Source organism: Agrobacterium sp. RC10-4-1 (assembly GCF_014138475.1).
Taxonomy (GTDB): domain Bacteria; phylum Pseudomonadota; class Alphaproteobacteria; order Rhizobiales; family Rhizobiaceae; genus Agrobacterium; species Agrobacterium pusense.
Map to the genome: position 1 here is coordinate 239764 of NZ_JACJIT010000003.1, position 25445 is coordinate 265208.

Annotated in this window: 33 protein-coding genes, 1 tRNA gene and 1 riboswitch; of the genes, 10 read left to right on the forward strand and 24 right to left on the reverse strand. The window is 57.1% G+C overall.

Annotated elements, in window-relative coordinates:
- Nucleotides 1–54 precede the first annotated feature (54 nt).
- The 15 genes from FHW77_RS09690 to FHW77_RS09760 form a co-directional block, all read right to left on the reverse strand.
- On the reverse strand, nt 55–705 hold the full coding sequence (locus FHW77_RS09690; RefSeq protein ID WP_182590467.1) for an HK97 family phage prohead protease: 651 nt from the start codon (nt 703–705) through the stop codon (nt 55–57).
- Entirely contained in the window at nt 692–2239 is a 1548-nt protein-coding gene (locus tag FHW77_RS09695) for a phage portal protein (RefSeq protein ID WP_182590468.1), read from the reverse strand. The genes FHW77_RS09690 and FHW77_RS09695 overlap by 14 nt, the downstream gene beginning before the upstream one ends.
- On the reverse strand, nt 2239–2433 hold the full coding sequence (locus FHW77_RS09700) for a phage head-tail joining protein (protein WP_080810788.1): 195 nt from the start codon (nt 2431–2433) through the stop codon (nt 2239–2241). Before FHW77_RS09700 ends, FHW77_RS09695 begins: the two co-directional genes overlap by 1 nt.
- Entirely contained in the window at nt 2433–4214 is a 1782-nt protein-coding gene (locus tag FHW77_RS09705) for a phage terminase large subunit family protein (protein WP_182590469.1), read from the reverse strand. The genes FHW77_RS09700 and FHW77_RS09705 overlap by 1 nt, the downstream gene beginning before the upstream one ends.
- A complete protein-coding gene (locus tag FHW77_RS09710) occupies nt 4129–4863 on the reverse strand; it encodes a MerR family transcriptional regulator (protein ID WP_210276994.1) in 735 nt (244 codons plus the stop codon). Before FHW77_RS09710 ends, FHW77_RS09705 begins: the two co-directional genes overlap by 86 nt.
- 161 nt (nt 4864–5024) lie before the next feature.
- On the reverse strand, nt 5025–5594 hold the full coding sequence (locus FHW77_RS09715) for a hypothetical protein (protein WP_112200735.1): 570 nt from the start codon (nt 5592–5594) through the stop codon (nt 5025–5027).
- Nucleotides 5595–5839: 245 nt separating this feature from the next.
- A complete protein-coding gene (gene nusG / locus FHW77_RS09720) occupies nt 5840–6526 on the reverse strand; it encodes a transcription termination/antitermination protein NusG (protein ID WP_182590471.1) in 687 nt (228 codons plus the stop codon).
- Nucleotides 6516–7784, reverse strand: a complete 1269-nt coding sequence (locus tag FHW77_RS09725) for a helix-turn-helix domain-containing protein (RefSeq protein ID WP_182590490.1) — start codon at nt 7782–7784, stop codon at nt 6516–6518. Before FHW77_RS09725 ends, nusG begins: the two co-directional genes overlap by 11 nt.
- Nucleotides 7784–8077, reverse strand: coding sequence for a hypothetical protein (locus FHW77_RS09730; RefSeq protein ID WP_010970900.1), 294 nt, complete (start codon nt 8075–8077; stop codon nt 7784–7786). The genes FHW77_RS09725 and FHW77_RS09730 overlap by 1 nt, the downstream gene beginning before the upstream one ends.
- Nucleotides 8074–8715 (reverse strand): hypothetical protein, encoded by a 642-nt coding sequence (locus tag FHW77_RS09735; protein ID WP_353618972.1) that lies wholly within the window; start codon nt 8713–8715, stop codon nt 8074–8076. The genes FHW77_RS09730 and FHW77_RS09735 overlap by 4 nt, the downstream gene beginning before the upstream one ends.
- Nucleotides 8712–9290, reverse strand: coding sequence for a DUF4031 domain-containing protein (locus FHW77_RS09740; RefSeq protein ID WP_502709246.1), 579 nt, complete (start codon nt 9288–9290; stop codon nt 8712–8714). Before FHW77_RS09740 ends, FHW77_RS09735 begins: the two co-directional genes overlap by 4 nt.
- 53 nt (nt 9291–9343) lie before the next feature.
- Nucleotides 9344–10726, reverse strand: a complete 1383-nt coding sequence (locus FHW77_RS09745; RefSeq protein ID WP_182590473.1) for a TRM11 family methyltransferase — start codon at nt 10724–10726, stop codon at nt 9344–9346.
- Nucleotides 10726–10977 carry a hypothetical protein gene (locus FHW77_RS09750; protein ID WP_112951066.1) on the reverse strand — a complete coding sequence of 84 codons (252 nt, stop codon included), beginning with the start codon at nt 10975–10977 and terminating at the stop codon, nt 10726–10728. Before FHW77_RS09750 ends, FHW77_RS09745 begins: the two co-directional genes overlap by 1 nt.
- Nucleotides 10974–11471 carry a hypothetical protein gene (locus FHW77_RS09755; protein WP_182590474.1) on the reverse strand — a complete coding sequence of 166 codons (498 nt, stop codon included), beginning with the start codon at nt 11469–11471 and terminating at the stop codon, nt 10974–10976. The genes FHW77_RS09750 and FHW77_RS09755 overlap by 4 nt, the downstream gene beginning before the upstream one ends.
- A gap of 209 nt (nt 11472–11680) precedes the next feature.
- Nucleotides 11681–11941, reverse strand: a complete 261-nt coding sequence (locus FHW77_RS09760; protein ID WP_182590475.1) for a carph-isopro domain-containing protein — start codon at nt 11939–11941, stop codon at nt 11681–11683.
- Nucleotides 11942–12027: 86 nt separating this feature from the next.
- Between FHW77_RS09760 and FHW77_RS09765 the strand changes: the two genes are divergently transcribed.
- Nucleotides 12028–12735 (forward strand): helix-turn-helix domain-containing protein, encoded by a 708-nt coding sequence (locus tag FHW77_RS09765; protein WP_112161596.1) that lies wholly within the window; start codon nt 12028–12030, stop codon nt 12733–12735.
- Here FHW77_RS09765 and FHW77_RS09770 read toward each other — a convergent pair.
- Nucleotides 12732–13040, reverse strand: coding sequence for a hypothetical protein (locus FHW77_RS09770; RefSeq protein ID WP_112161523.1), 309 nt, complete (start codon nt 13038–13040; stop codon nt 12732–12734). The genes FHW77_RS09765 and FHW77_RS09770 overlap by 4 nt on opposite strands.
- 446 nt (nt 13041–13486) lie before the next feature.
- On the opposite strand from FHW77_RS09770, the gene FHW77_RS26700 reads away from it, so the two are divergent.
- From FHW77_RS26700 to FHW77_RS09805, 7 genes are all read left to right on the forward strand, one after another.
- Entirely contained in the window at nt 13487–13807 is a 321-nt protein-coding gene (locus tag FHW77_RS26700) for a hypothetical protein (RefSeq protein WP_286086105.1), read from the forward strand.
- Between the two features lie 55 nt (nt 13808–13862).
- The gene (locus tag FHW77_RS09780; protein WP_182590476.1) at nt 13863–14174 is read left to right on the forward strand and encodes a hypothetical protein; all 312 of its coding nucleotides are present in this window, start codon (nt 13863–13865) and stop codon (nt 14172–14174) included.
- A gap of 59 nt (nt 14175–14233) precedes the next feature.
- Nucleotides 14234–14416, forward strand: a complete 183-nt coding sequence (locus tag FHW77_RS09785; RefSeq protein WP_182590477.1) for a hypothetical protein — start codon at nt 14234–14236, stop codon at nt 14414–14416.
- 30 nt (nt 14417–14446) lie between these two features.
- Nucleotides 14447–14779, forward strand: coding sequence for a YfdP family phage-associated protein (locus tag FHW77_RS09790; protein ID WP_037089328.1), 333 nt, complete (start codon nt 14447–14449; stop codon nt 14777–14779).
- A 59-nt stretch (nt 14780–14838) separates the two neighbouring features.
- Nucleotides 14839–15744 carry a YfdQ family protein gene (locus FHW77_RS09795; protein ID WP_182590478.1) on the forward strand — a complete coding sequence of 302 codons (906 nt, stop codon included), beginning with the start codon at nt 14839–14841 and terminating at the stop codon, nt 15742–15744.
- A gap of 66 nt (nt 15745–15810) precedes the next feature.
- Nucleotides 15811–16041, forward strand: a complete 231-nt coding sequence (locus tag FHW77_RS09800; RefSeq protein ID WP_182590479.1) for a hypothetical protein — start codon at nt 15811–15813, stop codon at nt 16039–16041.
- Complete coding sequence (locus tag FHW77_RS09805; protein ID WP_182590492.1) at nt 16028–17059, forward strand: tyrosine-type recombinase/integrase; 1032 nt, start codon at nt 16028–16030, stop codon at nt 17057–17059. The genes FHW77_RS09800 and FHW77_RS09805 overlap by 14 nt, the downstream gene beginning before the upstream one ends.
- A 12-nt stretch (nt 17060–17071) precedes the next feature.
- On the opposite strand, the gene FHW77_RS09810 is transcribed toward FHW77_RS09805, so the two are convergent.
- The 7 genes from FHW77_RS09810 to FHW77_RS09840 form a co-directional block, all read right to left on the reverse strand.
- Nucleotides 17072–17707: an NYN domain-containing protein gene (locus FHW77_RS09810; RefSeq protein ID WP_182590480.1), complete on the reverse strand. Its 636-nt coding sequence runs from the start codon at nt 17705–17707 to the stop codon at nt 17072–17074.
- A gap of 211 nt (nt 17708–17918) precedes the next feature.
- A complete protein-coding gene (locus tag FHW77_RS09815) occupies nt 17919–19205 on the reverse strand; it encodes a hypothetical protein (protein WP_182590481.1) in 1287 nt (428 codons plus the stop codon).
- 276 nt (nt 19206–19481) lie between these two features.
- A complete protein-coding gene (locus FHW77_RS09820) occupies nt 19482–19964 on the reverse strand; it encodes a hypothetical protein (protein WP_182590482.1) in 483 nt (160 codons plus the stop codon).
- The gene (locus FHW77_RS09825; RefSeq protein WP_182590483.1) at nt 19957–20514 is read right to left on the reverse strand and encodes a type II toxin-antitoxin system HicB family antitoxin; all 558 of its coding nucleotides are present in this window, start codon (nt 20512–20514) and stop codon (nt 19957–19959) included. Before FHW77_RS09825 ends, FHW77_RS09820 begins: the two co-directional genes overlap by 8 nt.
- Nucleotides 20511–20759 (reverse strand): type II toxin-antitoxin system HicA family toxin, encoded by a 249-nt coding sequence (locus FHW77_RS09830; RefSeq protein ID WP_182590484.1) that lies wholly within the window; start codon nt 20757–20759, stop codon nt 20511–20513. Before FHW77_RS09830 ends, FHW77_RS09825 begins: the two co-directional genes overlap by 4 nt.
- 333 nt (nt 20760–21092) lie before the next feature.
- Nucleotides 21093–21166: transfer RNA gene (locus FHW77_RS09835), tRNA-Gly, on the reverse strand.
- 58 nt (nt 21167–21224) lie between these two features.
- A complete protein-coding gene (locus tag FHW77_RS09840) occupies nt 21225–22322 on the reverse strand; it encodes a 2'-deoxycytidine 5'-triphosphate deaminase (protein ID WP_004439780.1) in 1098 nt (365 codons plus the stop codon).
- Between the two features lie 73 nt (nt 22323–22395).
- A riboswitch (SAM riboswitch) is annotated at nt 22396–22474 on the forward strand.
- A 43-nt stretch (nt 22475–22517) separates the two neighbouring features.
- On the opposite strand from FHW77_RS09840, the gene FHW77_RS09845 reads away from it, so the two are divergent.
- Together FHW77_RS09845 and apaG are read left to right on the forward strand one after the other, a co-directional pair.
- Nucleotides 22518–23702, forward strand: a complete 1185-nt coding sequence (locus FHW77_RS09845; RefSeq protein WP_004439779.1) for an O-succinylhomoserine sulfhydrylase — start codon at nt 22518–22520, stop codon at nt 23700–23702.
- Between the two features lie 233 nt (nt 23703–23935).
- Entirely contained in the window at nt 23936–24328 is a 393-nt protein-coding gene (gene apaG, locus FHW77_RS09850) for a Co2+/Mg2+ efflux facilitator ApaG/CorD (RefSeq protein ID WP_004439778.1), read from the forward strand.
- Between the two features lie 45 nt (nt 24329–24373).
- On the opposite strand, the gene FHW77_RS09855 is transcribed toward apaG, so the two are convergent.
- Nucleotides 24374–25363: an Hsp33 family molecular chaperone gene (locus FHW77_RS09855; protein WP_034496084.1), complete on the reverse strand. Its 990-nt coding sequence runs from the start codon at nt 25361–25363 to the stop codon at nt 24374–24376.
- Nucleotides 25364–25445: the final 82 nt, after the last annotated feature.

Here is a 25445-nt window from a genome sequence, read left to right on the forward strand (position 1 = left end):
GCCCTGCATCCCCGGTGGAAGTCAGGCGGCGAACTGAAAAAATTGGAATGAGTGTCAGCCTAAGCGGCGGGCCTCTTCGGCCATACGCATGCGGGCGGCACGAAGGCCGTGACCGGCGGCAGACTGGATAGAGAGCGGGAAGGTGGCTTCGCTGGATCGGACCTGCGCGCCGGGATCGGCCGGAACGGTGACGAAAGAAATCTCGTTCGGCGTCCAGCGCTCCACGTAAATCTTTTCGACCTCGCCTTTCTTCTGCGCTTCCTCCACCCGGATTTTATCGATGGAGTATCCTACCGACACATTCTTGATGATCTTGTCAGAGACCAGCCCGAACATGCGGTCGGCGGCAAGATCAATCCCGGCCTTCGGGAAACGGATGGTCGCCCATCCTTCGCCCTTTTCGATCCATGCCCGTTCGACAACAGCGATCTGCGAAAACGTGGACCACCGGGAATGGCTGTCCAGAACCGGCGCACCCAAATTCATGCGCGACAGGTCCAGCGCCCTTTCGCTGACGACAAGGATTTCATCGAACGGGACAGCCGTGTCCCATCCGGTATAGCGCAGACGGCGCACCGCTGCGCCGGCCGTGAATACCAGCGTCACGGTGCGCGCCTCTTCATCGATAGAACCGATATTGAGGTCTTGCCCGCGAACCTGCATCGGCAGGGACGCGGGCGCTTTGCGCAATTCAAGTTTCGTCATCGGCGGGGTCCTTGTCATCGTCTTCCGACTTGTCGTCGGGCGGGTCGTCTGTTTCGTCCCGCTGCTGCGCTTGCCCGGCCTGAGACATCCGCCGGGGGTCGCTGTCGAGAACAAGCTTGCGCTTGTCGATCTTGGCCGCGTCGGACGCGATTTCGTCCAGCACGTCATCCGGGTTTTCACCCATCTCGGCGATAACGCTGGACAGAGAGCGGAAGCCCGAGCGAACTTCCTTGATGCGGGCGTTCACGTCTTTGAGCGGATCGGCGGAATAGAAGCGCGGCGGCGACCACTCCACGGGAACCTTGGGCGTCTTGATGATGCCAGCGAAGTAAGCGGCTTCGCAGAACCAGTCCCAAATAGGCTGCAACAGCATCGGAATGATGATGAGCCATTGAACGGCGGAGATCGTCCGGCGGAAGCCTTCAAGCCCAACCTTGCTGGACGAATAGTTCACCTTGTCGAGCCGACCGGACAGGATAGCATGAGGAACGCGCCAACCTGCGGCAATGGTGTGCAGCATCGAGTTCTTGTACGGATCATAGCTGTCCGTCACTGCCGGTTGCGAAAACTCAATGCCCCGACCACCAACAGCATTATAGAACATGCCCGGCTCGAATTTTTCGACACGCCTGCCGTTCACGTCATAGATGCCGGGCTTCGTCGGCTGGCTATCCGCCATCGGCATTCCAAGCTGGTCGGCTTCGTCGCCGCCCGTCATCACGCCGACAATGCAGGCTTCCAGCCGCTTGCGCGTCAATTCCGATTGCTCGTATGACGCCAGATCGTAGGTATCGACCATTGCTGGCGCGCCCCACGGTGCGCCCATCACCTGCGTCCGCTGCTTCTCGAAAGCATGGGCAATATCGGACGCCGGAACCGGCTTCGAAACAATCGTGGATTTCGGGTCAAAGAAGCTATTGCCGGGATGCGAGCCGAACATCCAATAGGCGCGCTTCCTGCCGATGGCGTCAAATTCGATGCCTTGGATGATCTTGCCACCATCGGAAAGCACGCCTTCCTTGGTGGTGTCGATCAGGTCCGATTCCAGCACCTGTATTTGCAGCGGAACCGGCAGGCCATCTTCCAGCCTGCGGCGGCGGCGTCGGATCAGACCGTTACCGCTCTCAAACATTTCGCGGCCCGCGAGGTTAATACAGCCGTTGAAATCAAGATCGCCGTCCGCATCGCAAACCTTGCTCCACTCCGCAAAAAGCTTGTTGAGCTTTTTGTTTTTCGAACGGGGAATGATGCCGTCACCGATAGCGTGGGTGACAAGTTCGTGGATCGCCTTGGCAGCGTAAGGATTGTTTCGGGCGAGATCGCGCATGCGGTCCCGAAGCGCCCGACCGGCGCGCGCGATTTCCGCGTCCGCCGATGTGGATGGTGCGCGCCTGCCGGATTTCAGGCGGCTGGTTTCTGCACCGGCATATCCGCGCGTCATGATCGCCAGCGCGGCGCGGTGCTTTACCCGCCGAAGACCAGCTTCAGGCGAGAAATAACCAATGGTCCGGTCAAGAATGGTCGCGAGGCCCATCAGTCGAGCGCCGCAAAAATGGTACGGGAGCCGCCCGACCGGGTGGATTTCAGGGCGGCGAGTGCCTCCCTCATGTCTTTGAGAGAGTGATATTCCACCTCGCGGCGCGTGCCGCCAGAGTGGAATATCACCTTTCGCGCGCCCATTGCGATTGCATCTTCAAGCGCAGCAATTTGATCGTCTGTAGTCGCCATTATGCAAGCCACTCCGGTTTCGCGATTTCTTGTGTGTAGGTGGCGACCGCCGGTTCCGGCGGCGTCGAAAGTTCGCCCTCGCGGTGCGCCCAATTGGCATTGACCATCTGGCGGGCGGCGAAGGCATAAACGGTGCAGTCAAGCGCCTCGTGGCGTCGGCCCGGTATCGGGACAAACTGGCGGCTTGGCTGGCCTCGCAGATAGCGGACCTCCATCTTTTCGCCCGCAAGCTGCTCGTACCAGACTTCCGGCAAGTCCTTCGAAAACCGAATGGACTTAGGCCGGGCCAGCCTGCCGAAAATGTGGCTCTTGATGCCGTCCACGCCGACGATGAAAAGCCGTCCGCCCTTTACGCTGGTCTTGGAGCGCTCAATCCATGGCCGGTTGCCCGCAGCGCCCTTGATCGCCAGAACGCGGCGATTGAAACGCGGGAATGCGAAGCGATAGACCGTTTCCATGGTCTCGCCGTCCGAGCTATCGACGCAAACGGCATCGACCTTGATCCTGCCGCCAAGGGGATGGTCCCATTGCGTCGTCAGGGCAACGTCCAGTTCGGCCCATGTGGTATGGTCATCATAGCGACCCCACACAACCGTATGGCCGAGAACATAGGGAATGCCCTCTTTGTCCCAGCCGACGAAGGTTGCTTCCAGACGATCATCCTGCACGTCCACGCCGACCGTGATAATCAGCACTTGGACCGGGATATTTTCCAACCCGAAATCTTCGGCGCGGCCCGCAAGCTCGATATCGTCCAGTTCGTCGCCGTCCTCTTTCCACCCTTGGGCAAGGATGGTGTTGACGAAGGTTTGCAACGTCGAAGGGTCGTTTTTTACCGTGACGAATTCGCGCGCTAGCCGCCCCCAGGAGGCGTTAGGCAGAAGCGAAATCAGGGCGTTCATGCGGAAACCGGCATGATCCTTGATTTCCGGTCGAAGAGCGCGCCAGCGTCCATTCGCCACCATGCCCGGCTTGTGCCGTTCCTCCACAACAGAACCGCATTCGACGCAAACATAATACGCCTTTTCCGGTTCGCGCTCGGGCCAATGGATATCGGCCCATGTGATTTCATGGAAGTGACCGCACTCGGGGCAAGGCACCTCATAAATTCGCTTGTCCGATTGCTCATAGGCCCGCAACACATGGCTGGTCGCCTCGTAAACAGGCGTCGAACCCATGACAATCTTGCGGTCGGCAAAGGACAGCGTGCGGCGTTCCGCCAGCAGGATCGGCGACCCTTCCTTCGTCGCATCCATGCCGTCCGCCTCGTCAATGAAGAGGATGCGGACATTGTGACGGCGCAGGTTGCGCGGTGCCTTGGCGGCAATGACTTTCAGGAAGCCGCCGGGAAAGCGGCGGGCAAGAAGGGTGTTGCGTCCGCCTTCGCTGGTATCGCCGGTCAGAAGACCGCGAAGCGCTGGCGAGGCATCGAAAATCGGTTCAACGTCCGAAACCATATAGTCGCGGCAGTCGGCCTCTGTCGGCAGAAGCGAAAGGATCGGCGACGGGTCGTTTGAACAGAAACTGGCCATGGCGCTGGTCAACAGCGTCGTGAAGCCAACGCGGACCGGCTTGACCAGCGTGACACGCTCGATTGCGCTATCACCAATCGCATCGGCAATTTCACGCTGCGGGGGCCACAGCCGAACCTTGCCGGTCAGCGATGAAACGCCTTCCGGCAGATGGACGGTATGTTCAATCCATTCCGACAACCGAAGTTTCGGCGGCGGCAACAGGCTGTCCCATACCGCTCGCCGCAATGTCGTCAGCGCCGTTGTCATCGTCCTCGTCACCAAGTTCGGTAAGCGCCGACCGGATTTCTTGGCCGATCAGGTCCACATCGTAGGTCGTAAGATGCGGGAGCATCTGCCGACAGCGCGAAGGCACCGACAGAACGGCGTTGCGGATGCGTCGGCCTATGGAAACCCATTCGTTGCGCACGTCCGTCATCGAAATCAGTTCGCCGCGCATGGCCGCGTTTTTCATGGCCGTCTGGTCGGCCTGCTCTCGCGCCAGTCTGGCGCGTTCGGCAGTCAGAACATCCGCGCCGTCACCACCGCGACCGGCGGCAACACCACGCAAATGCTCACAGTAAAGCTGGATGGACTGGCGAAGATCGAAGCGATTCCGTTCTGTCTTCACCACGATTCCACGCTCTACGAAATCCGATACCGCCCGCTTCGAAACCTTCAGCAGTTCCGCCAGTTCGGACGCCGTGATTTCGATATCGAGCGAGGGCTTTTCCGGTTCGGCAGCTGCAGTTTCGGTAAGCAGCGGGAGGCTTTCGCCAGCTTCCGCATGTTTCTTGTGCGATTTGGCCGCGAAACTTGGGCTAACGTTGAACTTTGCCGCCGCCTCTCGAACCGTGTGGCCCTCGTCCATGAAGGCCACGACCTGTTCACGCAACTCGTCAGGATAGCTCTTTGCCATCTGATTCCGATTCCACTGAAAGGGCGGTGGAACCCCCCTATAATTTTCTTCACAGAGCGAAATCCCGCAGTCGCCCACACCCGCTACTTCGCCTCTTTTGGGGGAGGACCCGACCGAGGGGGGGGATGGGGTGGGTCGAGGTCGGGGGTCGGGGTGGCCGGTCAGGGGACCAGTTTGGCAAGAGCCGCTTCGACCCGCTCTTTCAGCAAGGGCGCAGCGATACGCTGGAATGCTTCGGCTGTCGCGCCGCTAGTCATTTCCTTCGGGATGAAGACGCCCGAGCGGGCGAAGGTGATCTTCGTGCCGGAGCGGTTGAGCCGGTAGTAGGCATGCCCGTTGAACTGCGCCACCGGTTTGCGATCAGGGAACTGTCCACCACGCAGGAACGCGCCGGGATAGAGCGTCGGCTTTCCGAATGGTCGAGCCACCACACCGGCTTCGGTTTCCTTTGGGCGCAGATATTTGAGGCGAATGTTTCCGCCCCGCGTGGTCATGTCATAGACGTAGCGGCCCGGCTTCGCGGTTGCCGGATTGCCGATGGCCTTAACGATGGTGGCGCGCGGCAAGCCCGTCTGTTTCGTCAATTCGCGGATGACAACGGTTTTCGTCCTGTTGCCGACCTGATTGACGATACGCGGCAGAACTGTCGGGAAGCGCCTTTTCAGTTCGGCTATCCGGTCGCCGTATTCCGCAAGATTGCGGTCGGCCCATTTCATGGACAGAACAGCCATCGTCAGATTTTCCCGGAAGTTGCCTACATCCTGTGCAAACGAAAAAGGCGACCGGGTTAGGGTCGCCTTCGCTCAAGTCCGCCGATGATATAGCTGTCGCACTGGCCTTGAATCGGTCTCTCTTGGCGAGAGGGTCAAGGCAGGGTCTACCCGGCATATCCGCGTGGAGGTTTTTGGAACCCCACTCGCCGGTCGAGACCGACGCGCTTGCACAGGATCAGCAGATCATCCTGCGCTATGCATAGTCACAACTTTTCGAGCAATGCAAGAGAGGTTTCGACAGGCGTAACAGCACCAAACATCTCTACGACGATGATAGCGCCGCTCGCGATACGTTCGCCGTCAACCACCTTATCCTTGCGCAGTTTGGTAACATGGCCAGTGAAACCCGCAAACGGCCCGCTGTTGAAACGAACGCCGTCACCCCGCCGAAAGCTCTTGCAGTGCTCCAAATCAAGGTCAAGCTCCTGAGTACCGAAGAGCTTGAATCGATTCATTTCCTCGTCTGATACACGATGCGGCGTGATCATGCCGCCGACGAAGCCAGCCACACCTTCCAGCCGGGCAATCCCGCAAACTGCGGCGGGAGAATACACGATGTTGACCAGCACATAACCGGGCATCATCGGGCGAGAAACATCATGGATAACCCGACCACGAACGACCTGTTTACCGCCGTTCTCCATAGGCAAAAAAGTTTTCACACCGGCTTTGCTAAGGGCGTCTTCAACAGCTTTTTCCGCCTTATGCTTCGTCTCCACCACGAACCATTCGTGTTTCCCCGGCTGATTCTCCGCCGCCATGGAAAGCATGGTGACGTTGAGTCGCTTCGTGTTCTGCATCTGGTCGAACAGAGACGCAAAACGCGACAGGTCATAAAGCTCCGGGTTGACCGGCTTGCTGGCGGCATAAATCTTCACGTTATGCATCATTGGTGCGTCCCTCGCTGATGGTGGAAAGAAATTTGGAAAGCGCGGCGTCAACCGCCGCTTCAAGATCGTCAGCCCCGTCATCGACCGGGGGGAAGTAGACCCATTCGGGCGGATGCTCGATAAAGGGCCAGCCGTTGCGCTCATGCAGTTGCTTCCAAGCCGCGAACAGATCGCTGTCGCGGTGCACCTGCCGGAAGTCCTGCACCAAGGGGAGAAGCGAGAGCGAGGTGTTGAAAGGCTCGCGGCGACGGGCAAGGTCTCGCATGGTGTTGACGAGTGGCCAGCCATTGTCACGGCGCTTTTCGAACATAAGCTGTTCGCGGGAAATCATGCCCTTGGCGATACGGGTTTCGTCAAAGCTGGTCACATACAGCAGGCCGGTCGGCTCTTTCGACAACGCCTCAAAGCGCGTTCCCATCCAGAGCTTGCCGCAAACCTTGGCGATGCCATGGGCGTTGATCGGCTCAGCAAGAACATGTTCCGGCAAGTCGCGCCAGTGACGGTTTTTGAGGTAGACCGCTGCGGCCATCAGGTCGGCAGGCTTGGCCCAACGAAGATAGGCAGGCGTCCGCTCCACGCACTCGGTCCGATCTTCCGGGGAAAGAGCGAACCATGCATTGCGGGCATATTCGATATCGCCCTTTTTCCACGTCGCGAACCACAGCGTGAAAGCGTGCTCAATCTTTTTTCGATCAACCTTTTTCAAAACTCCCTCTTCCGCGCCAGCGGCTGGAGAGTTTTCTGGAATGTTAGTTGGAAGATTCTTATCTTGGTGGAACTCCTCCACCACCTTCCGGTCGTCATTTCCACCACCTTCGGGAACGATTTCCACCACCTTGGCGACGGAACGCGGTGGAACTGTTCCACCACCTTGGGAGGCGCGTGCGTCGTCGGAACGTGGTGGAGGATTTCCACCACCTTCGCTGTCTTCGTTGCTGGCAGCATTGCCCGAAAGGTCACGGCCCGGCCACCGCGCAACATATTCGTTCCGCTTCCATTTCTGGCCGCGAAAACCGTGCTGCGTGACGACAATCCAACCGCTTTCTTCGGCGATTTCGAGGTGTTTCAGGACGGTTTTCTTGTCGAGGCCCGTCAGGTCCACCAGTTCCGAAATCGGCGGATAGCAGGAACCGCCGGTCGCATCCATTTTCAGGCCAAGCGTATGCAGCACAAGGCGCGTGATCGGCGGCAGGCCGGATTTACCGACCGCGTGACGCCAAGACCATGCGCGCGACATTGCGCCGTGATCCGGTTCCATCACTGTGCACCGCCTTTCCGCACCACGTCGCGCAGAAAAGAGCGCACGGCATGGACGCCGAGAACGACCGTATGCGGCAATCCGCCGTCCGGCAGGCGCGTGGCGTTGATGGCCGCAAACTCCACGTCCAACGCGTCCACGCCGAGCGTGAAATGCGCTTCCTGCAAAACCCGGCGGATAGTGGTGTGGTCGCGATAGATGACGCCCTGCGGCGCGCGCAAAAGCCAGTCGGCGCGCGCCGCGTCCGTCTGGCAGTCCGCCAGAATTTCAACGATGGGCATAAGGTCGGTCATCGGCTGATTTCCCGCTCTACCTTGCGCGCCAGAGCGCGGTAGCTGTCCATCGCCTTGCAGAGATCACCATGCGCCCGGCGCTGGTCAGCAACGGCCTTTTCGGCGCGCGCGGTCGCTTCATCGCAGGCGAGGAACGCACCTTCCACCAACTTTGTCTCTTTCAGGAACTCGTCATAAAGGGGGTTCGAACCTGCCGGGCCGAAGAACTGGTCGCGGACTTGTGCCACCCAATCACGCGGCACGCCCAAATCTTTCGCCACGGCAGAATCCGTCCAGGGGGATTTGTAGGCGTCTTGGGCGTAAACCTCATCCAGCTTGTCGTTGATAATGCGCCGGTCCTCGCGGCTCATGTCGCGTGGCCTGTCCGCAATCGTCGATACCGTGTCCGCCATGGCTTTCTGTCCTTTACGCTTGGCCGGGACGGCGTGGATCGAGCAGAAATCCTTGCGCGGATTGCTGCCGACCACCCATCCCTTGTTCTGAAAGTGCTGAGTTGCCGCGATTGGCGGCTTGCGATTGACCCCGGTTTGATGCGGGAAATAGGCGACAGCGCCGCAGCAGGCGCATGTGATCTGCATGGCCTTCGTGGACTTGTCGCCGTAGGGGATGGAAACTTCTGGAAAGATGCGGTCGCTCACACGGAAACCCTCTTTTTCCACGCGTCGAAGTCCGCCCGCAGGGCGATAAAAGCCCCCTGCGCACGTTCGTCCGTGTTGAGTTGCGTTTTGTTGGCGATGCCGAGTAGGCTTTTCAGCACGGTGGCGGCATGGCCTTGGTTGTAAATCGCGCGCGTCTGGTCCCGCATTTCCAAGAAGCGATGAAAAAGCGATTCCGCGCATAGATCATCGGCCAGCGCTGCAAAATCACCCTCGCGAAGTCCAACTTGACGCGCTTGCGCACCATTATGCCGGACGCGGATGGCCTCATAGGAGGCGAGGCGTTCACGCGCTGCCCGGACCGCAGTTTCGTCCCCGGCTGAGATAGCCGCAGCGAGCCGTAGCTTTGTCGTGTGAATGACCGGGCCAAACCGATCTGTTTCGATAGCGCCGCACTTGACTGCAAGAGTGCGCTTTGAAATTGCGATATCGAAGTGGACCCAACTGGCATTCCGATGTTTTCCGAAGGAAAGAACGGGATGCCCCTGAATCCACTTGCGTTGCACGCCGATGCGATCCGCCATCGCAAGCAGTTCGTCATCGGAATCCGCCCACATGTGACACATCACCATGTTGCCAAACGGGGCGCGCATGTCGTCAACGTAAACGCTCATGCCGCCTCGCTTTCCGCCGTCGCGGCTGCTTCCTGCGGCTGGAAATCCTTCCAGTCCACCCGGCGGACAACCGTGGCGCTGCCATAGTTTCCAGCCTCGTCACGTTCCCAAACGAACCACGCCGTGTTCATGCGGCTGCTGGCCTTGTTTCCGTCCCACCCGTCGCGGTGCATCATCGGAAGGCGGCGCTTGAAGACGTAGACGCGCGCAGGCGGGCAATCATCCATGACGAAATTGCGGTCATCGTCCGCGAAGCCGCAAAGGAAATTGAGATTGAGCAAAAGCGCCATTTTGCGCGGCTTGTAGACGCGGAGGGCGTAGGCCACGAAGGCATTGAGTATATCGCCGTAAGGCGGATTGGTGACGATGTCGTATGAGCCGGCTTCCGGCGGCTGCGAGGTCAAGAAGTCCTGCACCGCCTGCAATTCGCCGTTGCTGTCCGCCGTGCCATAATCGTTGATATCGGCCAGCACGACGCCGTAGTGAAACGCTTCCAGCATGCGCGAGATGGCACCGCGCCCGCAGGCGGGTTCCAGCACGCACGCGGTGAATTCTTCAAGTGCCAGCAGCGTAAACATCGCTTCCGGCGGCGTTTCGTAGAGATTCGGCCCACGCTCTTCCTTCGTGGCGCTAGCCGTGCCGACCGCCGCGCGAAGATTGGCCTTCGTCGGTTCAAGACCTGCTGAAAGCCGCGCCTGAATGGCCCGTTCGACAATGCCGGGTTCGCGCCGTTCCGCAGCGGCGAGCTTGCGGGCTTCGTGGATTTCTTTGCCGGTTAAGCCGGTTTCCGATTGTGAAAAAGTATTTCCATCGGAAATACTTTTGGGGCGACCACGCAAAGCCTCGCCTGACGCCTGCGCTTCATCCCACTGGTCGGCGATGATGATTTTGGCGCGACTTTCGATCAAGAGCGCGTCGGCTTGCATGCGCCGAGCCTTGGCGACCAGCTTTTCGGTTGCCCCGATCTGTTCCGCAAACTGCGCAGCGGTCTTCGCCTGATTATATGCGACCGACGCGACGATGCGGGCGTTCATAACGTCGCCTTCGTCCAGCAGCGCACGCGCCCGCTCTACCGTGGCGACCAACCCGGAAGCGTCCACGACCGGCACCACGGCGGCTTCCGTTTCGCGTTCCGGCATGTCGCCCGGCTCCGCAATCCCTTCAAGCATCGCCAGCATTTCGCGGGCGCGGTCGGTCGGGTAGTAGGTTTTGCCGTCCTTCTTATCGCGCGTAAGATAGCCGTTGCTTACAGACTTGTTTGCCGCAACACCTTGCTGTTGCGATTCGACCGTCACCACACCGTCGCGAACGGCGGCGCTGATGATGACAACGGCGCTTGGGCCGGGCTTGGGAAGCTTAACTTGCTTGTAAGGGGCCATCAGTGCGACCTCATCAAACGATCAAGGTACGCCTGCCCCAAGCCGGTAAGCTTCGCAGTCTCACCATCGGCGGTAATGTGGAGATAGCCGCAGCTGCGGCATTCTTCGGCGACGATATGGTAAGCGAGGCCAAGGGCGGACAAATCCAACTTGCCGCCCTCGCATTTCACATGTCGCAAAAAGCCCCTTGCACGTTCGGACAAGGGGCGCTTCATCAGTTCGGTGATAGCCGGATCGGTCTGGCGCTTCATTCCGCACCCCCGACGACGCTAAGCCCGACCTTGTGACCGCCCTTGGCTTTCACACTGGCGAGCGCCTTGCGAAATGCGGCCAGACCGGCTTCCAGTTCCGCCGCATCACGGTCCATTTTGGTCGCTTCGGCTGGCGTCACAACCATGTCGGCGATAGCAACCGCGCCGCCGGAAATCAGATCGCCAGCCTTGCGGACCATTTCGGAATAGGTGACGACGACGCACTGTTCGGCGGCGCGCTCGCCTTCCGGGTCGGCCAGCCGCCGCCCGTTAAGCTCCGCCATCGCAGAGGTAACGACCGGCACACCGCATTCACTTTCCAACGCGTAGACGGCATGCAGGGGCATCAATTCCGGGTCGGTCGCGTTGTTCATGCGCCCGATGTGGCTTTTTGAAATCGAGGAAATTTCCGCTGCACGCTCGATACCGCCCACGAGGCGGATAAGGTCACGTTGCGCGGCTTTGATGCGGTGAAACCATGCGTTTGAAATCATGAGACAATACCTTTCCCGCACCGGGAAAATCCCGGCGTTTTTCCCGTGGTGGGAACTGATTGGAGATGAGAGTTTCAGGGCGTCAGGAAGTTACGGAGGCCCACATGCAAAACGAGAGTTGCCCGCGCCGGGCGAGAAGAAGGAAAGCGCACCAGCGCGGGCCGCAGCAGGCCGGGAGGATTGGCCGCGCGAAGGAGAAACGAGGCCGCTCATTCTGCGGCCTCATGAAAAAGTTGCGGAAAGACGTTGCCCCGCGCCGCGAGGTTTGCCGAATAAATCGCCGAAACTTCCAGATTGGTAAGCGCGATAATGATTGGCCAATGGCGATCTGGAATCCCCCCTTTCGCCCACTTGTAAACCGCATCCTTCGAGAACGGATCGACAGTCAACCGGCTCGCATCCGCAATTGCTTTGGGGCCGCCAGCGCGGCTGATGATTTCAGCAATTGTGAGGGTCGGTGTCGTGTCCATGCACGCACCAATAATGGATTTAAAATCCAATTACAAGGCAACAGAAATCCAAAACGGAAAATAACTCCGGCTCTATGATGGCAAACATGAATTGGTGGCAAAGATTACAAGTGGCGATGGACGCCAAGGGCTGGAAGAAGAAGGAGCTTTCGAACCGCTCCGGCATTCCCTATGACAGCGTCAACAAATACCTGCGCGGAGACATCAGCCAACCTCGCGGCGATACCCTGAAAATCTTGGCTAATACGTTGGGCGTTTCGCACCTTTGGCTAAGAGACGGGATCGAGGTAACAGAGCATCAAAACGTTAAGCCCATTACAGGGCAACTTGTGGCAGCTGCGGTGATAGGCAGAGTCGAAGCCGGAACATTCCGAGAAGTTGACGCCTTCGACCAAAGAGAGCGAGAGCTAGTCTCGGTGCCGCCAGACGACCGATTCCCCAATGCGAGGCAGATGATATTTGACGTATCCGGGGACTCTATGAATGACCTCAAACCACGCCCAATCCTCGAAGGCGACAGAATTGTAGCCATTTCGTTCGAAGACATCGCCAATGAAGTGGTGTTGCGGGATGGCATGGTGGTTATAGTGGAGAGGTCAAAGGACGGCGGTATGACGCGTGAATGGTCAGTCAAGCAGGTGGAAATCTATCAGGACAGAACGGAATTTCACCCACGTTCAACGAACCCGAGGCACAAACCGATCATAATAAATCGTGACTATTCGGCAGATGACGGCACCCAAGTCGAGATTATCGCGCTGGCGCGCCGCATCATAAATGACTTGTCGTTTTAAGAGAGCCAACGGCGCTTGTTTATCGCGAATTCTCGGCACGCTTCGCTGATTTCCGTGATAATCCAAGGCTGCGGAGGCTCACACATCCGCATATTTCCCGCGTCGTCTAAAAAGCTCATTACCGGGATGACGTGAAAGCTATCGTCGTCATCCGACCCAACAGGCGCGATCCCTGCCACCTTAAAAGAATAGCCACGGAAACGCCTCTTGAGGAAGTCAGCGAAATGCGCTTCTGAAGCCGCTATCTGGTGGCGCTTTGGATATGGGGGAACGATAACAAATTCCAAAACTTCGGTTTCCCGCATGGCTTTACTCCTTTACTCCAATCAGTTGCGCAATCGGGTTGCCGCAAGGACCGCACGCGAACGGGATTTGCGCTAGGAAGCCGCTTTCAAGCAACTCGTCCACATCGCGCGGGCTGTCATCCCCAGGGGGAATTTCGACAACCCTAGACGTCTCACGAAGGCAGTTTTCACACCGCAGAAACAGCGTGAACGTCTTATATCTCATCAACGCATAGCCCATTTTGTTCTCCTTCCGTTCTAATATTTGCAAAAATGAACGGAGAGTCGAGTCGTTTTCGCATATTGGATTTTATTTCCATTTATAGATTGACAAACTCGTAATTGGATTTATTTTCCAATTCATCCAAGCCGCTAAACCTCGTTGCGGCTCTGGCAGAATGCCGGGCGGCGCACCCTCGAAATGTGAACATGCCGCCCGGCCCCCTTCAAAAGGATGGAGACAGGGCATGCACATCAAAACCGCGAATGACGAAGAGCTAACACAGGCGATGGCCGACGCTATCCAGCGTGTGGGCGAAGGCTGCACGAAAGCCGACCTGCGGGAATGGTTCACCGCAAAAGAAATCCGCCGTTGCGGTGATGCCGCTACCGCCCGCGTTCACGATACGCGGGTCAACGCTGCACGCGCTACGGACCCCGCTATCAAGTATCCCTACTACACGACCGCCGAGCTTGCGCGAGCAGCCACGGCGCCACGGCTTTCCACAGATGAGCGCATCAGGATGCTGGACGAAATCCAGCGCCGCGATGCTGTTGCAGCCGCTTGATGCCGTTTGGCGATGGCCTTCGGGCCATCATCAAACAGCATCACCGGAGAGCAAAATGGATACCGATGTAAAGAAGCTTCGCCAGCGCGCCTTGTATCTACGTCATTGCGCAGAAGTCGCGGAGCGCAACTTTGTCCCACCGACCATCGCCGAAGATGAAGATGCGGACGAAACCCCGACGCCGTTGCATGTGCGCCTGCGCGAAGCTGCGACCGAGGCGATTGCGGCGGCAAGCGCCCTCGAAATGGCGAGCGACCTTTGGCAGTACGCCGACGACTTAAACCGCGCCGCACTGGACGAGGCCAAGAAGCTCGATTGGTACGATGATGCTTATACGGGCTTCTGCGACGGCATGGCCGCAGTCTGAAACGTCCGCTCCGGTTTCCGCCTCACACGAGGCGGTTTCCCGAACGGATGGAGACAGCCTTGATCCAGATTTACCCCATGATCCCGACCGAGCGCCCTAAGCAGGCAACCCCGCCCTATGGCCGGTTCTTTCTGGCCTGCATTTGCGCCGTCCTCATCCTCGCCATCATCGGCGGCGCGGCGCTTTGCGCCACCAGCCTCGCCGAGATCAAGCGCCACCACGACGCCGCCTTGCGCGCGTGACCATCCTCCAAACCACAAGGAACCATCCGCATGAAGAAAATACGCGATGCCTCCACCATCATTGGCATGCTGGAAAACGGGCAGCTAAACCCCGCCTTTTCCGCCGAGATCGGCCAGACGTTGGAAAAGCTTTCGGACATGTCCGAAGCCAACCCCATGCAGAGCTTTAAGGGTTCCGTGACCCTGAAACTGTCCCTGTCCGTCAAGGACGGCATGGTGACGATTGCCGCCGACATGGAATCCAAAACCCCGAAGCTGCCGCGCAAGAACTCGGTCTTTTGGGTTGTCGAAGACGGCGCGCTTTCGACCGAGCATCCCCGCCAGCACGACATGTTTTCGCCGCGCGAAGTCTCCGCAGGCTGATTTCCCAATTTTAGCAACCGCGTCCGGCCAGTGACCGGCGCACCAACAGAGGAACCGAAATGGACCAACTCACCCAAACCGCCGTCGCCGAAATCGCAAAGCTAGCGGCGCTGACCAACGCCGCGATTGTGCAGGTTCCGGCACCTGCCGACGCCAAGGGCATTCCCTCCACCGTCCCGGCGCTGCTGGACCCGACCAGCGGCAAGCTGTCGGACGTGTCGGCAGTCTTCGCACCGTGGCGCACCCGCCCGGAGCGCAAGCAGGGCACCGCTTATGCCGAGACGCTGGAATCCTTCGTCCAGCTTGTCGAGCGCCACAAGACAGGCAACAGCGTGATTTTTGCTATTACGGACTGGCGTAGCCCGGCCTTCACTGCCGTTATAGACTATCATGGCGGCGACCCGGACAACGGCAAGCACCGCGTACACTATGCGTTTCCGCTTTCCGAAGAATGGAAAGCTTGGCAGGGCATCAATGGCAAACCGTTGACGCAAAACGAGTTTGCGGAGTTCATCGAAGACCATATTGCCGAACTGGCCTCGCCGGATTCTGACGAGACCAAAGACCTCGAATTGCTGTTCAAGGCCAAAGTGGCCTATCCGAACGAACTTGTAGTGCTTTCGCAGGGCTTGCAGATCAACGCCGAAACCCGCGTCAAGACGGCGGTAAAACTGCAAACCGGTGAAAGCCAGATCGTTTTCGAGGAAGACCACAAGAACGCCAACGGCGACCCCATCACCGTGCCGGGCGTCTTCGTCCTCAATATCGCGCCGTTCTTCCAGGGTGAAAGCATCCGCTTGCCCGTGCGCCTTCGCTACCGCCTTCGCGAAGGCAAGCTTTCGTGGACCTGCATGCTTTACCGGCCCGATACCCACATCACCAAGGCAGTAACCTTCGCTCTGCACGAAACCGCCGCAGAACTTGGCCTGCCGAAGTTCGCGGGCAAGCCGGAAATGTCGGTCTGATTTCACCCGGAGCGCGGGCGGTCGCCGCCCGCCTCCACACACTAAGTTACCCGAAACCGGTGTTACATGACCGAAGCCACATCAGCCGCTAATCGAAAGCAACGTCGCCCTTCCCTTCGAGTTCGCGACGTGGCCGCTACGCTTGAGGCATTGAAAAAGAACGGCATGACCCCAACCGCGCTGGATACATTGCCAGACGGTACATTTCGATGGCATTTTACGCCACCAGCACAGAGCGACGAAGATGATCTGGACCGCGAGCTTGCGGAGTTTGATAAAAAGCATGGTTACAGTTGAGCTAAAGGGCATCCACACCGTAAGGGCCAAGGGCAATGTTTACTATTACGCTTGGCGCGGTGGCCCAAGGCTCGACGGCCAGCCGGGAACGGCGGCTTTTATGGCATCATATAACGAAGCCATCGCCAGCCGCATGGAACCGGAAAGCGGTCGCTTCCGCTCCATCATCACCCACTACAAAGCAACCGAATTCAAGAAGCTTGCCGATTCCACGAAGCGCGTCTGGTCGCCGTGGATTGATCGCATTTCCGAATACTTCGGCAATCTGAGCATTGCGCAGTTCAACCGCACCGACAAAATCCGCCCCCGCATCCGGCAATGGCGCGGCCAGTACAGCGAAACGCCCCGCGCCGCAGACACCGGAATGCAGGTTCTTTCCCGCATCCTGTCCCACGGCGTGGACCCGATGGGCAAGCTTAGCGCCAATCCCGCCGAAGGCATCAAGCACCTTTACAGTTCCGACCGATCCGAAATCATATGGACGGACGCGGACATTGCGCAGGTAAAAGCCGCATGCTCTGACGAGTTGAAGTGGGTGATTGACCTTGCCGCCCATACAGGCTTGCGTGTAAGCGATTTGCTGAAACTGTCTTGGTCGCATGTCGGCACCGATGCCATCATCATTTCGACCGGCAAGAGCAAGCACAAGCGCGAGGCCATTATACCGCGCTACGACGCATTGAATGAAATTCTTGAGCGCATACCCAAGCGTTCGCCCGTCATCCTTACCAGCTCCAAAAAGAAGCCATGGAAGCCGAGCGGGCTGAATACAATGTTCTGGCGGGCGAAAGAAAAGACGAACATGCTGGAACGTGATCTGCACTTCCATGACCTTCGAGGGACCGCCGCTACAAAGTTCTATATTGCCGGTCTATCCGTTCGTGTGATCGCCGAGATCATGGCGTGGGAGGAAGAAACCGTTGAAAGAATCATCAGACGCTACGTTGGCCGCGCATCCGCAACAAAGGAAATGATCCGCTTGCTCAACGCCGCGAAGCTATCATCGGCAGATCAGTGAACGGATGAGTATTTAAACGAGCTTTTTTGGAGGACGGTAGTCGGTCGGGTCCAGACAAGCGTCATAAAACGCCTGATCCATTTTTATCCATTGAGTGTTATCTATCCCGCGCCTTGAAGTTGCACTCGGTCCATCAGGATAAGCGCAACAAATTTCCACGCTCCGGCCTTGCTCGTTCGCGATAGCTCTTACTTCGCTTGCAACCTCGGCTAGATCTTGGTCTTGACTAAATATGATGGCAACATCCCACTCCGACCGCCGTGCAGTGGCTACGATATCGAGAGCGAGACGGACATCGATCCCTTTCTCATGCGCCGTCACCACTGTGCAAGGGCTTCCCGATGCATCAAATGAACTCTCACGGTGATATCGCAACTTACGATGCGTGACATTTATCCCTGCGGTCTTCATAAACATGATGCGCTTCGCCCAATATGCGGCCCACATCGCACTTTGTTCATGACTCGGGACTCCGGTGTAAAACCGGGTCAAATTTGGAACCCAGCCTTGTTGGGCGCAGACTGCGTTATGTAGTTTAATAGGGTCGTAGTTTGGGTGGTGGTGGCCAAACGCATCCTTCGCGTGCTGAAATAGATTTTGGCCATCAAAAAAAGCCATCGCATGCTTTTTCTTAGTCGCTGTCGTCAATGTAACCCCCAGAAACCAAAAACCCCGCCGGGGGCCTTGCGGCCTGATCCGAACGGGGAGCTATTATGAACTCATAAGTAAGAGAAATAACTAGAAACGTCAATACGAACTGAATTGAAATTTTAGATGCGCTCAAATTCTCACGATAATCCAAACCTGAAATTATGGCGTGAATAGATGGGCGAAATACACCGCCTCCGTCTTTGCAAAATTATTTTATTCCCAGCTTTCCTTCGATATATGTTTGTAGGACGCCGAACCCAGCATCGACCACACCCGCGCCGAATTTATTCAGGAAAGTTTGCAAAAGCCTGCCGGCGCGTAGGCGCTTTTGCGGTGACGTAGCATCGTCCTCCAACTCATAAACAGCTGATTGAAGTTCAGCCCGGTTACTAAAGTCGCCTTGCCGAATGAGTTCCAGAAGCTCCGCTGTTTCCGGACCCACATGCTGATCCCCGTACATCTCTTGAGAAACGATTCCTTTAACATGGTTGATGAATTGAGGCCGTACGTTCACCGTTAGACTCGAAATAGCGTCCTTCCGGCCAATAGAAGTGCCAATACCCATAACATCGCTAAATCCAGCATTTTTCGTAACAACTTGTTCAACAAGATCAGCGATGGCTTGCAAATCGGCTCGATCCGCCACTTCGATGAGATCACTTTCGAGGCGATGGCGAATGTCTAGGACTTTTCGTTCACGGTCTTGCTTTATGTCGTTCGTCAAACGCCGGAGTTTTTTTGAATAGTCTGTTACTAACCTACCAACGGCATCGGCATCCGCCCCTTGTCGAATAAGCAACTGCTCAGCTTCTGAAGGATTCGCTAGACATAAATCCATCACGTTTGTGAAATCATCAAACTTTTCAGCGACGTCATCCTGTGACAACTGACCGTCTCCAAAGAACTCGTAGACGGTGCCATTGCTTGTTCCATGAGTAGATTGCTTCACCTGTAGACCCAGCGAGCGGCTGAGGTAATCCCGGAACAGAGTTAGCAACTCCACCGTCTGTTCTGCATAAATCTTGCCCGACGGCACATAGAACCGGAAAATTAAATTACTCTGATGAGACTCTACAAAGTCACCGGCCAACAAGCTCAACTCGAAGTTACGTCGGTACGGTACGACATTTAGACCATAAGATTTGAAAAGTTGGCTGACCTGAGTGCGCTGCTCTTCCGGTAACGATCCAAAGAGAACTTGCGGGCTTCCGAACCAAAGGTCTTCATCTTCGTCCTCTTCGGAAAACTCCGGGATGTCGTCGGGTTTGAAAAAAGTTTCATGCACGAAAACGATATGAGAACTTTGACTGATCTTCGTCAGCAGCGCAGCAGCAACCTCTGCATAATTCGGAGCTAGTAAAAGACCCATCGTGTAGTTTGTAAGTTTTACAAGCACGCCGAGCGGCGGGTCGGTTTCAAATATATCGACTATTGTCTCCCAGTTAGAAGCTCGCGATTCCAACCTTTTTTTTATGTATGGGACTCCAGCGGCCACCAATCGACTTTTCGCAGACTCTCTATCGCTGTCACTGAGGAAGAGAAACTTTTTTCGAGCTTTAGACATAGTGATTAAGGTCTCAATCAATCAAACAATATGCATGAGGAACTACGGCGTTTACAGGGTTGGAAAGGATGCTTTTCCGAAAAGTGCCCTGCTTCACGGGAGCCAAAATGGCGCGGCAAAAGAGATGACCCGCCAGCTAAATGAGGCAAGAGCGAACAAACCGTAATGCGATTTGGAAAGGTCGTGTCAGTCGGCAAATCTGCCTACTCACCCGACCTCCTCTCCAGCCTCATTAAGCTCAAGCTCTTCGAATGAACTCCGACCAGACGAGGCGACACCGCCGGGACTTGGTGGAAGTGGCGGAAACGGCGTTCCCATTTGGTGCGACACCACTGCAAACAACGAAGAGAACGCATGCCAAGCGGAAGTTGCGACAAAGGATTTGCCAACAGCCTCGACCGTCGGAATGTCATCGGACGGGTGCTGAAGGATGCATCCGTAAGTTGCCATCACAGACTGAAGTTCTTCGTCAGACCCAGCCTTTTTTTTCGTCACCGAAAAATCGCAACGAAAGAAAAATCTGTTGTCTTCAAGCTTCTCCGGTGTGTCTATCGAGGCCTGGTAGCGCAGCTCTACCTTTTCGCCATCGGCGTGGGGCAGCGCCATCAAATCGACCTCGACCAAGGACTGCCCGAGAAGCTCTATTGTGACTTCAGACGTTTCCATTTTTGGTTTGGCTGCTTTAGCCATGCAACTTCACTCTAGACATAGGTTTTAAACTTGCTTCTCTCACGCCGCCTCTGTGTTGCCCGACGTACATAAGCCCGTCGTCATCCTGTATCGCGTGATAAATCCCCTCGTAGAACGCACCACGATTAAAGTGCTGCTGCGCCTGCAAAAGTTGGATGGTCGCGGTGACGCTCATTTCTTGTCGCTTTTTAGAGAAAACTCCATCGAACCGGTCAGCGATGCCAGTGCAATCAAGTTTTTCTGTCGCGGCCAAGCAAATCCATGCGTTCAACGATATGCCCAAATCCGCAGCGGCCATTGCGGACTTGCGGTGCAAATCCGGCTCCATACGAACATTGAAGGAACCCTTGAACGGCTTCTGAGGATCGCGGCCAAGCTCTTTGCAGGTCGCGATATAATCATCAATAAGAGCGCGCGCACACGCCTCGACCTCAGACGCACTCTCGCACTCCGCGACGAGCAGGTCATCGATATGAAGAACTTTAATGAAGAGGCTTCCGTCCTCATATTCGACAGAAGCTTGATAACCCTTATAAGCGATCGGCTTCATAATTCTTTCCTATCAACGAGGAATTCTCGGATTTGCTTGACGAGATAGAACTTTATCTCTTTTCCCGGATGCGGCTCATGCGCAATGATGACCTTTTGGGACTCCTTGTGCACAAACTTCCTAGCAGAACCTTGTCCATTCTTCACTTCATACCCCAACCCCTCTAGCAGCCTGACCAGCTTGCTATAAGGGAAAGGCCCCTTGCATGACTTGAATTCGGATTTCAACGTATCGAAGCGCGTCATCTGTCATACCAATAATGAACGAGCCGCACTTCCGTTCCGTCGCGACTGAATTCCAGTTGCAGGGTTTTCCTATACATAGTTTTCGTTATGATCAAGTTAAATCCCTGCAACAAAATTTTGATTCGCCGCACAGCATACAAAGCGCAGAAACAATTTCAAATTGAATGCCCATTGGAATGCACTTAGGCACAGCGCGAATGATATTTCTTTCCCACTTTCTAAGGCGGGAACCACTGTGAGCAGACTGAACAGAGAACATAAGCTGTAAAACAGGCTGTAAAACTCACCTGCTTTTAGAACACAAAAAACGGCGGAAAGCCCTGAGAAATAAGGTGGAGCGGGTGAAGGGAATCGAACCCTCGTATTCAGCTTGGGAAGCTGCTGCTCTACCATTGAGCTACACCCGCACCCACAAACAAGACATCGGATAGTTCGCGGCGGGTGTCAAGCGCCCGCCGCAGCTCATTATGCGGCGCGAAAGTGCTTGGAGAGCTTCAGCCCCTGCGCCTGATAGTTGGAGCCGAGACCGGTGCCATAAAGGCCTTCCGGTTTTTCCAGCATATGCTCGTAAACAAGCCGTCCGACGATCTGGCCGTGTTCCAGGATGAAGGGCACCTCGTGGCTGCGGACCTCAAGAACGGCGCGGCTGCCGGTGCCGCCGGCCTGCGCATGGCCGAAGCCGGGATCGAAGAACCCGGCGTAATGTACGCGGAACTCGCCCACCAGCGGGTCGAAGGGGGTCATTTCGGCCGCATAGAGCGGCGGCACGTGGACGGCTTCGCGCGAAACGAGAATATAGAACTCGTCCGGGTCGAGGATCAGTTCGGCGCGGCCGCGCGCATAGAGCGGTTCCCAGAAATCGAGAACATCGTGCTGGGCCTTCTTGTCGACATCCACCACCGCCGTATGGTGTTTGCCGCGATAACCGATCAGCCCGTTTTCGCCAAATCCCTTGAGGTCGATCGAGAGTGCGATACCACCGCCCGTCACGTTCGGGCTTTCGCTGGCGACCAGCGTTTCCGTCTCGTGCAGTTTCAGAAGCTCGCTTTCACTCAGGAGCGAATGGCCAATGCGGAAACGGATCTGCGACAGGCGCGAGCCACGGCGAACCACCACGGGGAAGGTGCGCGGGCTGATTTCCAGATAGAGCGGACCTGTGTATCCCGCCGGTATCTTGTCGAATTCCTGCGCATTGTCGGTCATGACGCGGGTGAAGATATCGAGGCGACCGGTCGAACTCTTAGGATTGGCCGAGGCCGACATGTCCGCCGGCAGCGCAAGGCTTTCCATCAGCGGAACGATATAGACACAGCCGGTTTCCAGCACCGCGCCCTGGCTGAGATCCACCTCGTGAAGGCTGAGACGATTGAGCTTGTCGATGACCTTGGTTCCGGGGCCGGGCATGAAACTTGCACGAACACGATAGGCCCTGGAGCCAAGCCTGAGGTCGAGGCTGGCGGGCTGCACCTGATCGACATCGAGATCGGCCTCGCTTTTCAGCTTGCCGCCTGCAAACAGCGCGCGGATTGCGCCATCCGCCAAAATGCCCGTGGTTCTCATCATGGTCGTCATTCCTTTTTACGGCGACAAAACCAAAAGGAAAGCATTGACGCAAGCCGGTAACGGCAGTATGGCAAGCTTATCCCGTGGTGATTTGGCCGGTCGGCTTGCAGCCACGTTAAACAAGTGGCTAAAAAGACCGGGTGCTAGGAACCGGTCTGCTTTTGCGGCCGGTTTTTTTGTTTTGAAGGTGATCACATGAGCAATAAATGGCGCCCGGCAACCCAGCTCGTTCACGGCGGTACGCTACGCTCCCCTTACGGTGAGACGTCGGAAGCGATTTATCTGACCCAAGGCTTCGTCTACGAAAACTCTGAAGCAGCCGAAGCGCGCTTCAAGGGTGAAACCGACGGCTTTATCTACGCCCGATACGCCAGCCCGACCAATGACATGTTCGAAAAGCGCATGTGCCTGCTGGAAGGCGCTGAAGACGCCCGCGCACTTGCTTCGGGCATGGCCGCCGTCACCGCCGCCATCATGTGTCAGCTGCGCGCCGGCGACCATATCGTTGCCGCCCGTGCGCTCTTCGGCTCCTGCCGCTGGGTGGTTGAAACGCTCGCGCCGAAATATGGCATCGAATGCACGCTGATCGACGGACGTGATCTCGGCAACTGGGAAAAGGCAATCCAGCCAAACACCAAGCTGTTTTTCCTCGAAAGCCCGACCAATCCGACACTCGAAGTGGTGGATATCGCCGGCGTGGCGAAGCTTGCCAACCAGATCGGTGCGAAAGTGGTCGTTGACAATGTCTTCGCCACACCGCTTTTCCAGAAGCCGCTCGAACTCGGCGCCCATATCGTCGTTTATTCGGCCACCAAACATATTGACGGCCAGGGTCGCTGCCTCGGCGGCGTGATCCTTTCCGACAAGAAATGGATTGAGGAAGAGCTGCAGGATTATTTCCGCCACACCGGCCCGGCCATGTCGCCGTTCAATGCCTGGACGCTTCTGAAGGGCATCGAGACGCTGCCGCTGCGCGTGAAGCAGCAGACGGCCAATGCCTCGAAGATCGCGGATTTCCTGGCCGACAGCGGCAAGGTCGCCAAGGTCATCTATCCCGGGCGCGCCGATCACCCGCAGGCCGACGTCATTGTACGGCAGATGTCCGGTGGTTCGACGCTGGTGGCTTTCGAATTGAAGGGCGGCAAGGAGGCGGCCTTCAAGCTGCAGAACGCGCTTGAGATCGTGAAGATTTCCAACAATCTGGGCGACGCCAAGAGCCTCATCACCCATCCCGGCACCACGACGCACAAGAACCTCACAGACGAGGCACGGGCGGAACTCGGTATCTCCGGCGGCACTTTGCGCCTTTCCTGCGGCATCGAGGATACCGACGATCTGCTGGAAGATCTGGCAAAGGGTCTGGCAGCCGTTTCGGCCTGACATTCATATTCAATAATCGACATGGCCCCGCGGGAACGCCGGGCCATGTCGCGTTTGATGGCCTCGAAAGCCAGTATCAGGCAACCATTATTTACCTTTTCCGTTATCCCTAACGGTAAAAAACAGCGCAAGGGGAGACAGCTCCTGCCCCTCAAGTCATTCATTTTCTTGACGATAGCCAGAGCCTATAGTGTAGGATAAGCGGGCAGGGAAAATATCGAGGTGTGGCGCGTATGTATCGTGCTCTGACAAGGGATATCGAGGTGACGGTTGATCCGTATTATCTCGAAGAACAATCCGACCCGGATGACGACCGCTACGTCTGGGGCTACAAGGTCGTGATCGCGAATAACTCGGATGTTCCCGTTACTCTCATCAATCGCTATTGGCATATCACTGACCAGAATGGACAGGTGGACGAAGTCTACGGACCGGGTGTCGTGGGAGAACAACCGCATCTCAAGCCCGGCGACACCTACGAATATTCCTCCGGCTGCCCGTTGGACACGCCGTCCGGCCTTATGTTCGGACATTACGAGATGGAAACGGAAAGCGGAGAAGTGTTCAACGTCACCATACCCGCTTTTTCGCTGGATTCTCCGGGGCTGATGCGGGTCTTAAACTGACCCGCAGGCCATGAAAAACCGCGCCTTTGCAGGCGCGACCCTTATTCAGGCGTTTTCAAATTCGCTAACATCGTAGCGATAAGTGGTCGAGCAGAACTCACAGGTCACGGCAATCGCGCCATCTTCCTCGCTTGCCTTGATCTCTTCGGCGGTAAAGCCCGAGAGCACGCCCTTGATCTTATCCCGCGAGCAGCTGCAGCGATCGAAAATGGACTGCGGATCATAGATGCGCACGCCGCTTTCATGGAACAGCCTGAAGAGGAGTCGTTCCACCGGCACCTGCGGATCCGTCAGTTCGTCCGTATCCACGGTGTTCAAAAGCGTCACGGCTTCCGTCCAGGCATCGTCCTCCTGCACATCGTGACCGCCTTCATCGCCGTCGCCGCCGTGCAGGTCACGCATACGCAGCCGCTCGGGCGCCTGCGGCAGGAACTGGGCGATAACGCCGCCCGCACGCCAGCCATGACGCGGCTTGCCTTCCCCGTCGCGATCGAAGAATTCGGCCACACCGAGGCGCACACGGGTTGGAAGCTGCTCCGACTGACGGAAATAAACCCCGGCAATGTCTTCCAGCGACGAGCCATCGAGTGGCACGATGCCCTGATAGGGTTGCATGCCCGCGCCCTGATCGATCGTGAAGGCCAGAATACCGTTGCCCAACAATTGTTCCGGCGAAGTCGCCCCTGCCGCAAGGGCCTCCGCCAGCCGCTCCTCATCAAAACGGGCATAAGCGCGCATGCTTTCCGGCGCGGTGAAATCCGCCACCAGCAGGTCCACCGGACCGTCGCCCTTGGTCTGTACCGTCAGCTTGCCGGAAAACTTGAGCGATGTGCCGATCAACGCCGTCAGAACGGTCGCTTCCGCCAGCAGGCGGGCGACCGCAGCCGGGTAATCGTGGCGCTCGAGAATGGCATTCAGCAGCGGACCCACCTGCACGCCGCGGCCGCGCACATCCAGACCTTCGACCTGAAAGGGCACGACCTTGTCGTCGCCAGCAAAATCGAGATCGTCCAGTTCAACCGTTACATCTGCCATGTCATACTCCCTGGCGCAGCCGTGGCGCCGCTACCGTCCAAAAGTCCGGCTTTCGAAATGTGCTTTTTCCGCTTGTCGCACA

Bases quoted from the DNA above. Each gene is read 5' to 3' on its own strand.
- FHW77_RS09730 (WP_010970900.1), bottom strand. From the start codon at position 8,077: ATGACCGACCTTATGCCCATCGTTGAAATTCTGGCGGACTGCCAGACG.
- FHW77_RS09695 (WP_182590468.1), bottom strand. From the start codon at position 2,239: ATGGGCCTCGCGACCATTCTTGACCGGACCATTGGTTATTTCTCGCCT.
- FHW77_RS09750 (WP_112951066.1), bottom strand. From the start codon at position 10,977: ATGAAGCGCCAGACCGATCCGGCTATCACCGAACTGATGAAGCGCCCC.
- FHW77_RS09805 (WP_182590492.1), top strand. From the start codon at position 16,028: ATGGTTACAGTTGAGCTAAAGGGCATCCACACCGTAAGGGCCAAGGGC.
- FHW77_RS09725 (WP_182590490.1), bottom strand. From the start codon at position 7,784: ATGGAACCGGATCACGGCGCAATGTCGCGCGCATGGTCTTGGCGTCAC.
- FHW77_RS09690 (WP_182590467.1), bottom strand. From the start codon at position 705: ATGACGAAACTTGAATTGCGCAAAGCGCCCGCGTCCCTGCCGATGCAG.
- FHW77_RS09800 (WP_182590479.1), top strand. From the start codon at position 15,811: ATGACCGAAGCCACATCAGCCGCTAATCGAAAGCAACGTCGCCCTTCC.
- FHW77_RS09715 (WP_112200735.1), bottom strand. From the start codon at position 5,594: ATGGCTGTTCTGTCCATGAAATGGGCCGACCGCAATCTTGCGGAATAC.
- FHW77_RS09740 (WP_502709246.1), bottom strand. From the start codon at position 9,290: ATGTGGGCGGATTCCGATGACGAACTGCTTGCGATGGCGGATCGCATC.
- FHW77_RS09795 (WP_182590478.1), top strand. From the start codon at position 14,839: ATGGACCAACTCACCCAAACCGCCGTCGCCGAAATCGCAAAGCTAGCG.
- FHW77_RS09845 (WP_004439779.1), top strand. From the start codon at position 22,518: ATGAGCAATAAATGGCGCCCGGCAACCCAGCTCGTTCACGGCGGTACG.
- nusG (WP_182590471.1), bottom strand. From the start codon at position 6,526: ATGATGCATAACGTGAAGATTTATGCCGCCAGCAAGCCGGTCAACCCG.
- FHW77_RS09745 (WP_182590473.1), bottom strand. From the start codon at position 10,726: ATGGCCCCTTACAAGCAAGTTAAGCTTCCCAAGCCCGGCCCAAGCGCC.
- FHW77_RS09705 (WP_182590469.1), bottom strand. From the start codon at position 4,214: ATGACAACGGCGCTGACGACATTGCGGCGAGCGGTATGGGACAGCCTG.
- FHW77_RS09830 (WP_182590484.1), bottom strand. From the start codon at position 20,759: ATGACGCGCTTCGATACGTTGAAATCCGAATTCAAGTCATGCAAGGGG.
- FHW77_RS09825 (WP_182590483.1), bottom strand. From the start codon at position 20,514: ATGAAGCCGATCGCTTATAAGGGTTATCAAGCTTCTGTCGAATATGAG.
- FHW77_RS09765 (WP_112161596.1), top strand. From the start codon at position 12,028: ATGAATTGGTGGCAAAGATTACAAGTGGCGATGGACGCCAAGGGCTGG.
- FHW77_RS09855 (WP_034496084.1), bottom strand. From the start codon at position 25,363: ATGGCAGATGTAACGGTTGAACTGGACGATCTCGATTTTGCTGGCGAC.
- FHW77_RS09755 (WP_182590474.1), bottom strand. From the start codon at position 11,471: ATGATTTCAAACGCATGGTTTCACCGCATCAAAGCCGCGCAACGTGAC.
- FHW77_RS09840 (WP_004439780.1), bottom strand. From the start codon at position 22,322: ATGATGAGAACCACGGGCATTTTGGCGGATGGCGCAATCCGCGCGCTG.
- FHW77_RS09790 (WP_037089328.1), top strand. From the start codon at position 14,447: ATGAAGAAAATACGCGATGCCTCCACCATCATTGGCATGCTGGAAAAC.
- FHW77_RS09820 (WP_182590482.1), bottom strand. From the start codon at position 19,964: ATGGCTAAAGCAGCCAAACCAAAAATGGAAACGTCTGAAGTCACAATA.
- FHW77_RS09770 (WP_112161523.1), bottom strand. From the start codon at position 13,040: ATGCGGGAAACCGAAGTTTTGGAATTTGTTATCGTTCCCCCATATCCA.
- FHW77_RS26700 (WP_286086105.1), top strand. From the start codon at position 13,487: ATGCACATCAAAACCGCGAATGACGAAGAGCTAACACAGGCGATGGCC.
- FHW77_RS09760 (WP_182590475.1), bottom strand. From the start codon at position 11,941: ATGGACACGACACCGACCCTCACAATTGCTGAAATCATCAGCCGCGCT.
- apaG (WP_004439778.1), top strand. From the start codon at position 23,936: ATGTATCGTGCTCTGACAAGGGATATCGAGGTGACGGTTGATCCGTAT.
- FHW77_RS09700 (WP_080810788.1), bottom strand. From the start codon at position 2,433: ATGGCGACTACAGACGATCAAATTGCTGCGCTTGAAGATGCAATCGCA.
- FHW77_RS09780 (WP_182590476.1), top strand. From the start codon at position 13,863: ATGGATACCGATGTAAAGAAGCTTCGCCAGCGCGCCTTGTATCTACGT.
- FHW77_RS09710 (WP_210276994.1), bottom strand. From the start codon at position 4,863: ATGGCAAAGAGCTATCCTGACGAGTTGCGTGAACAGGTCGTGGCCTTC.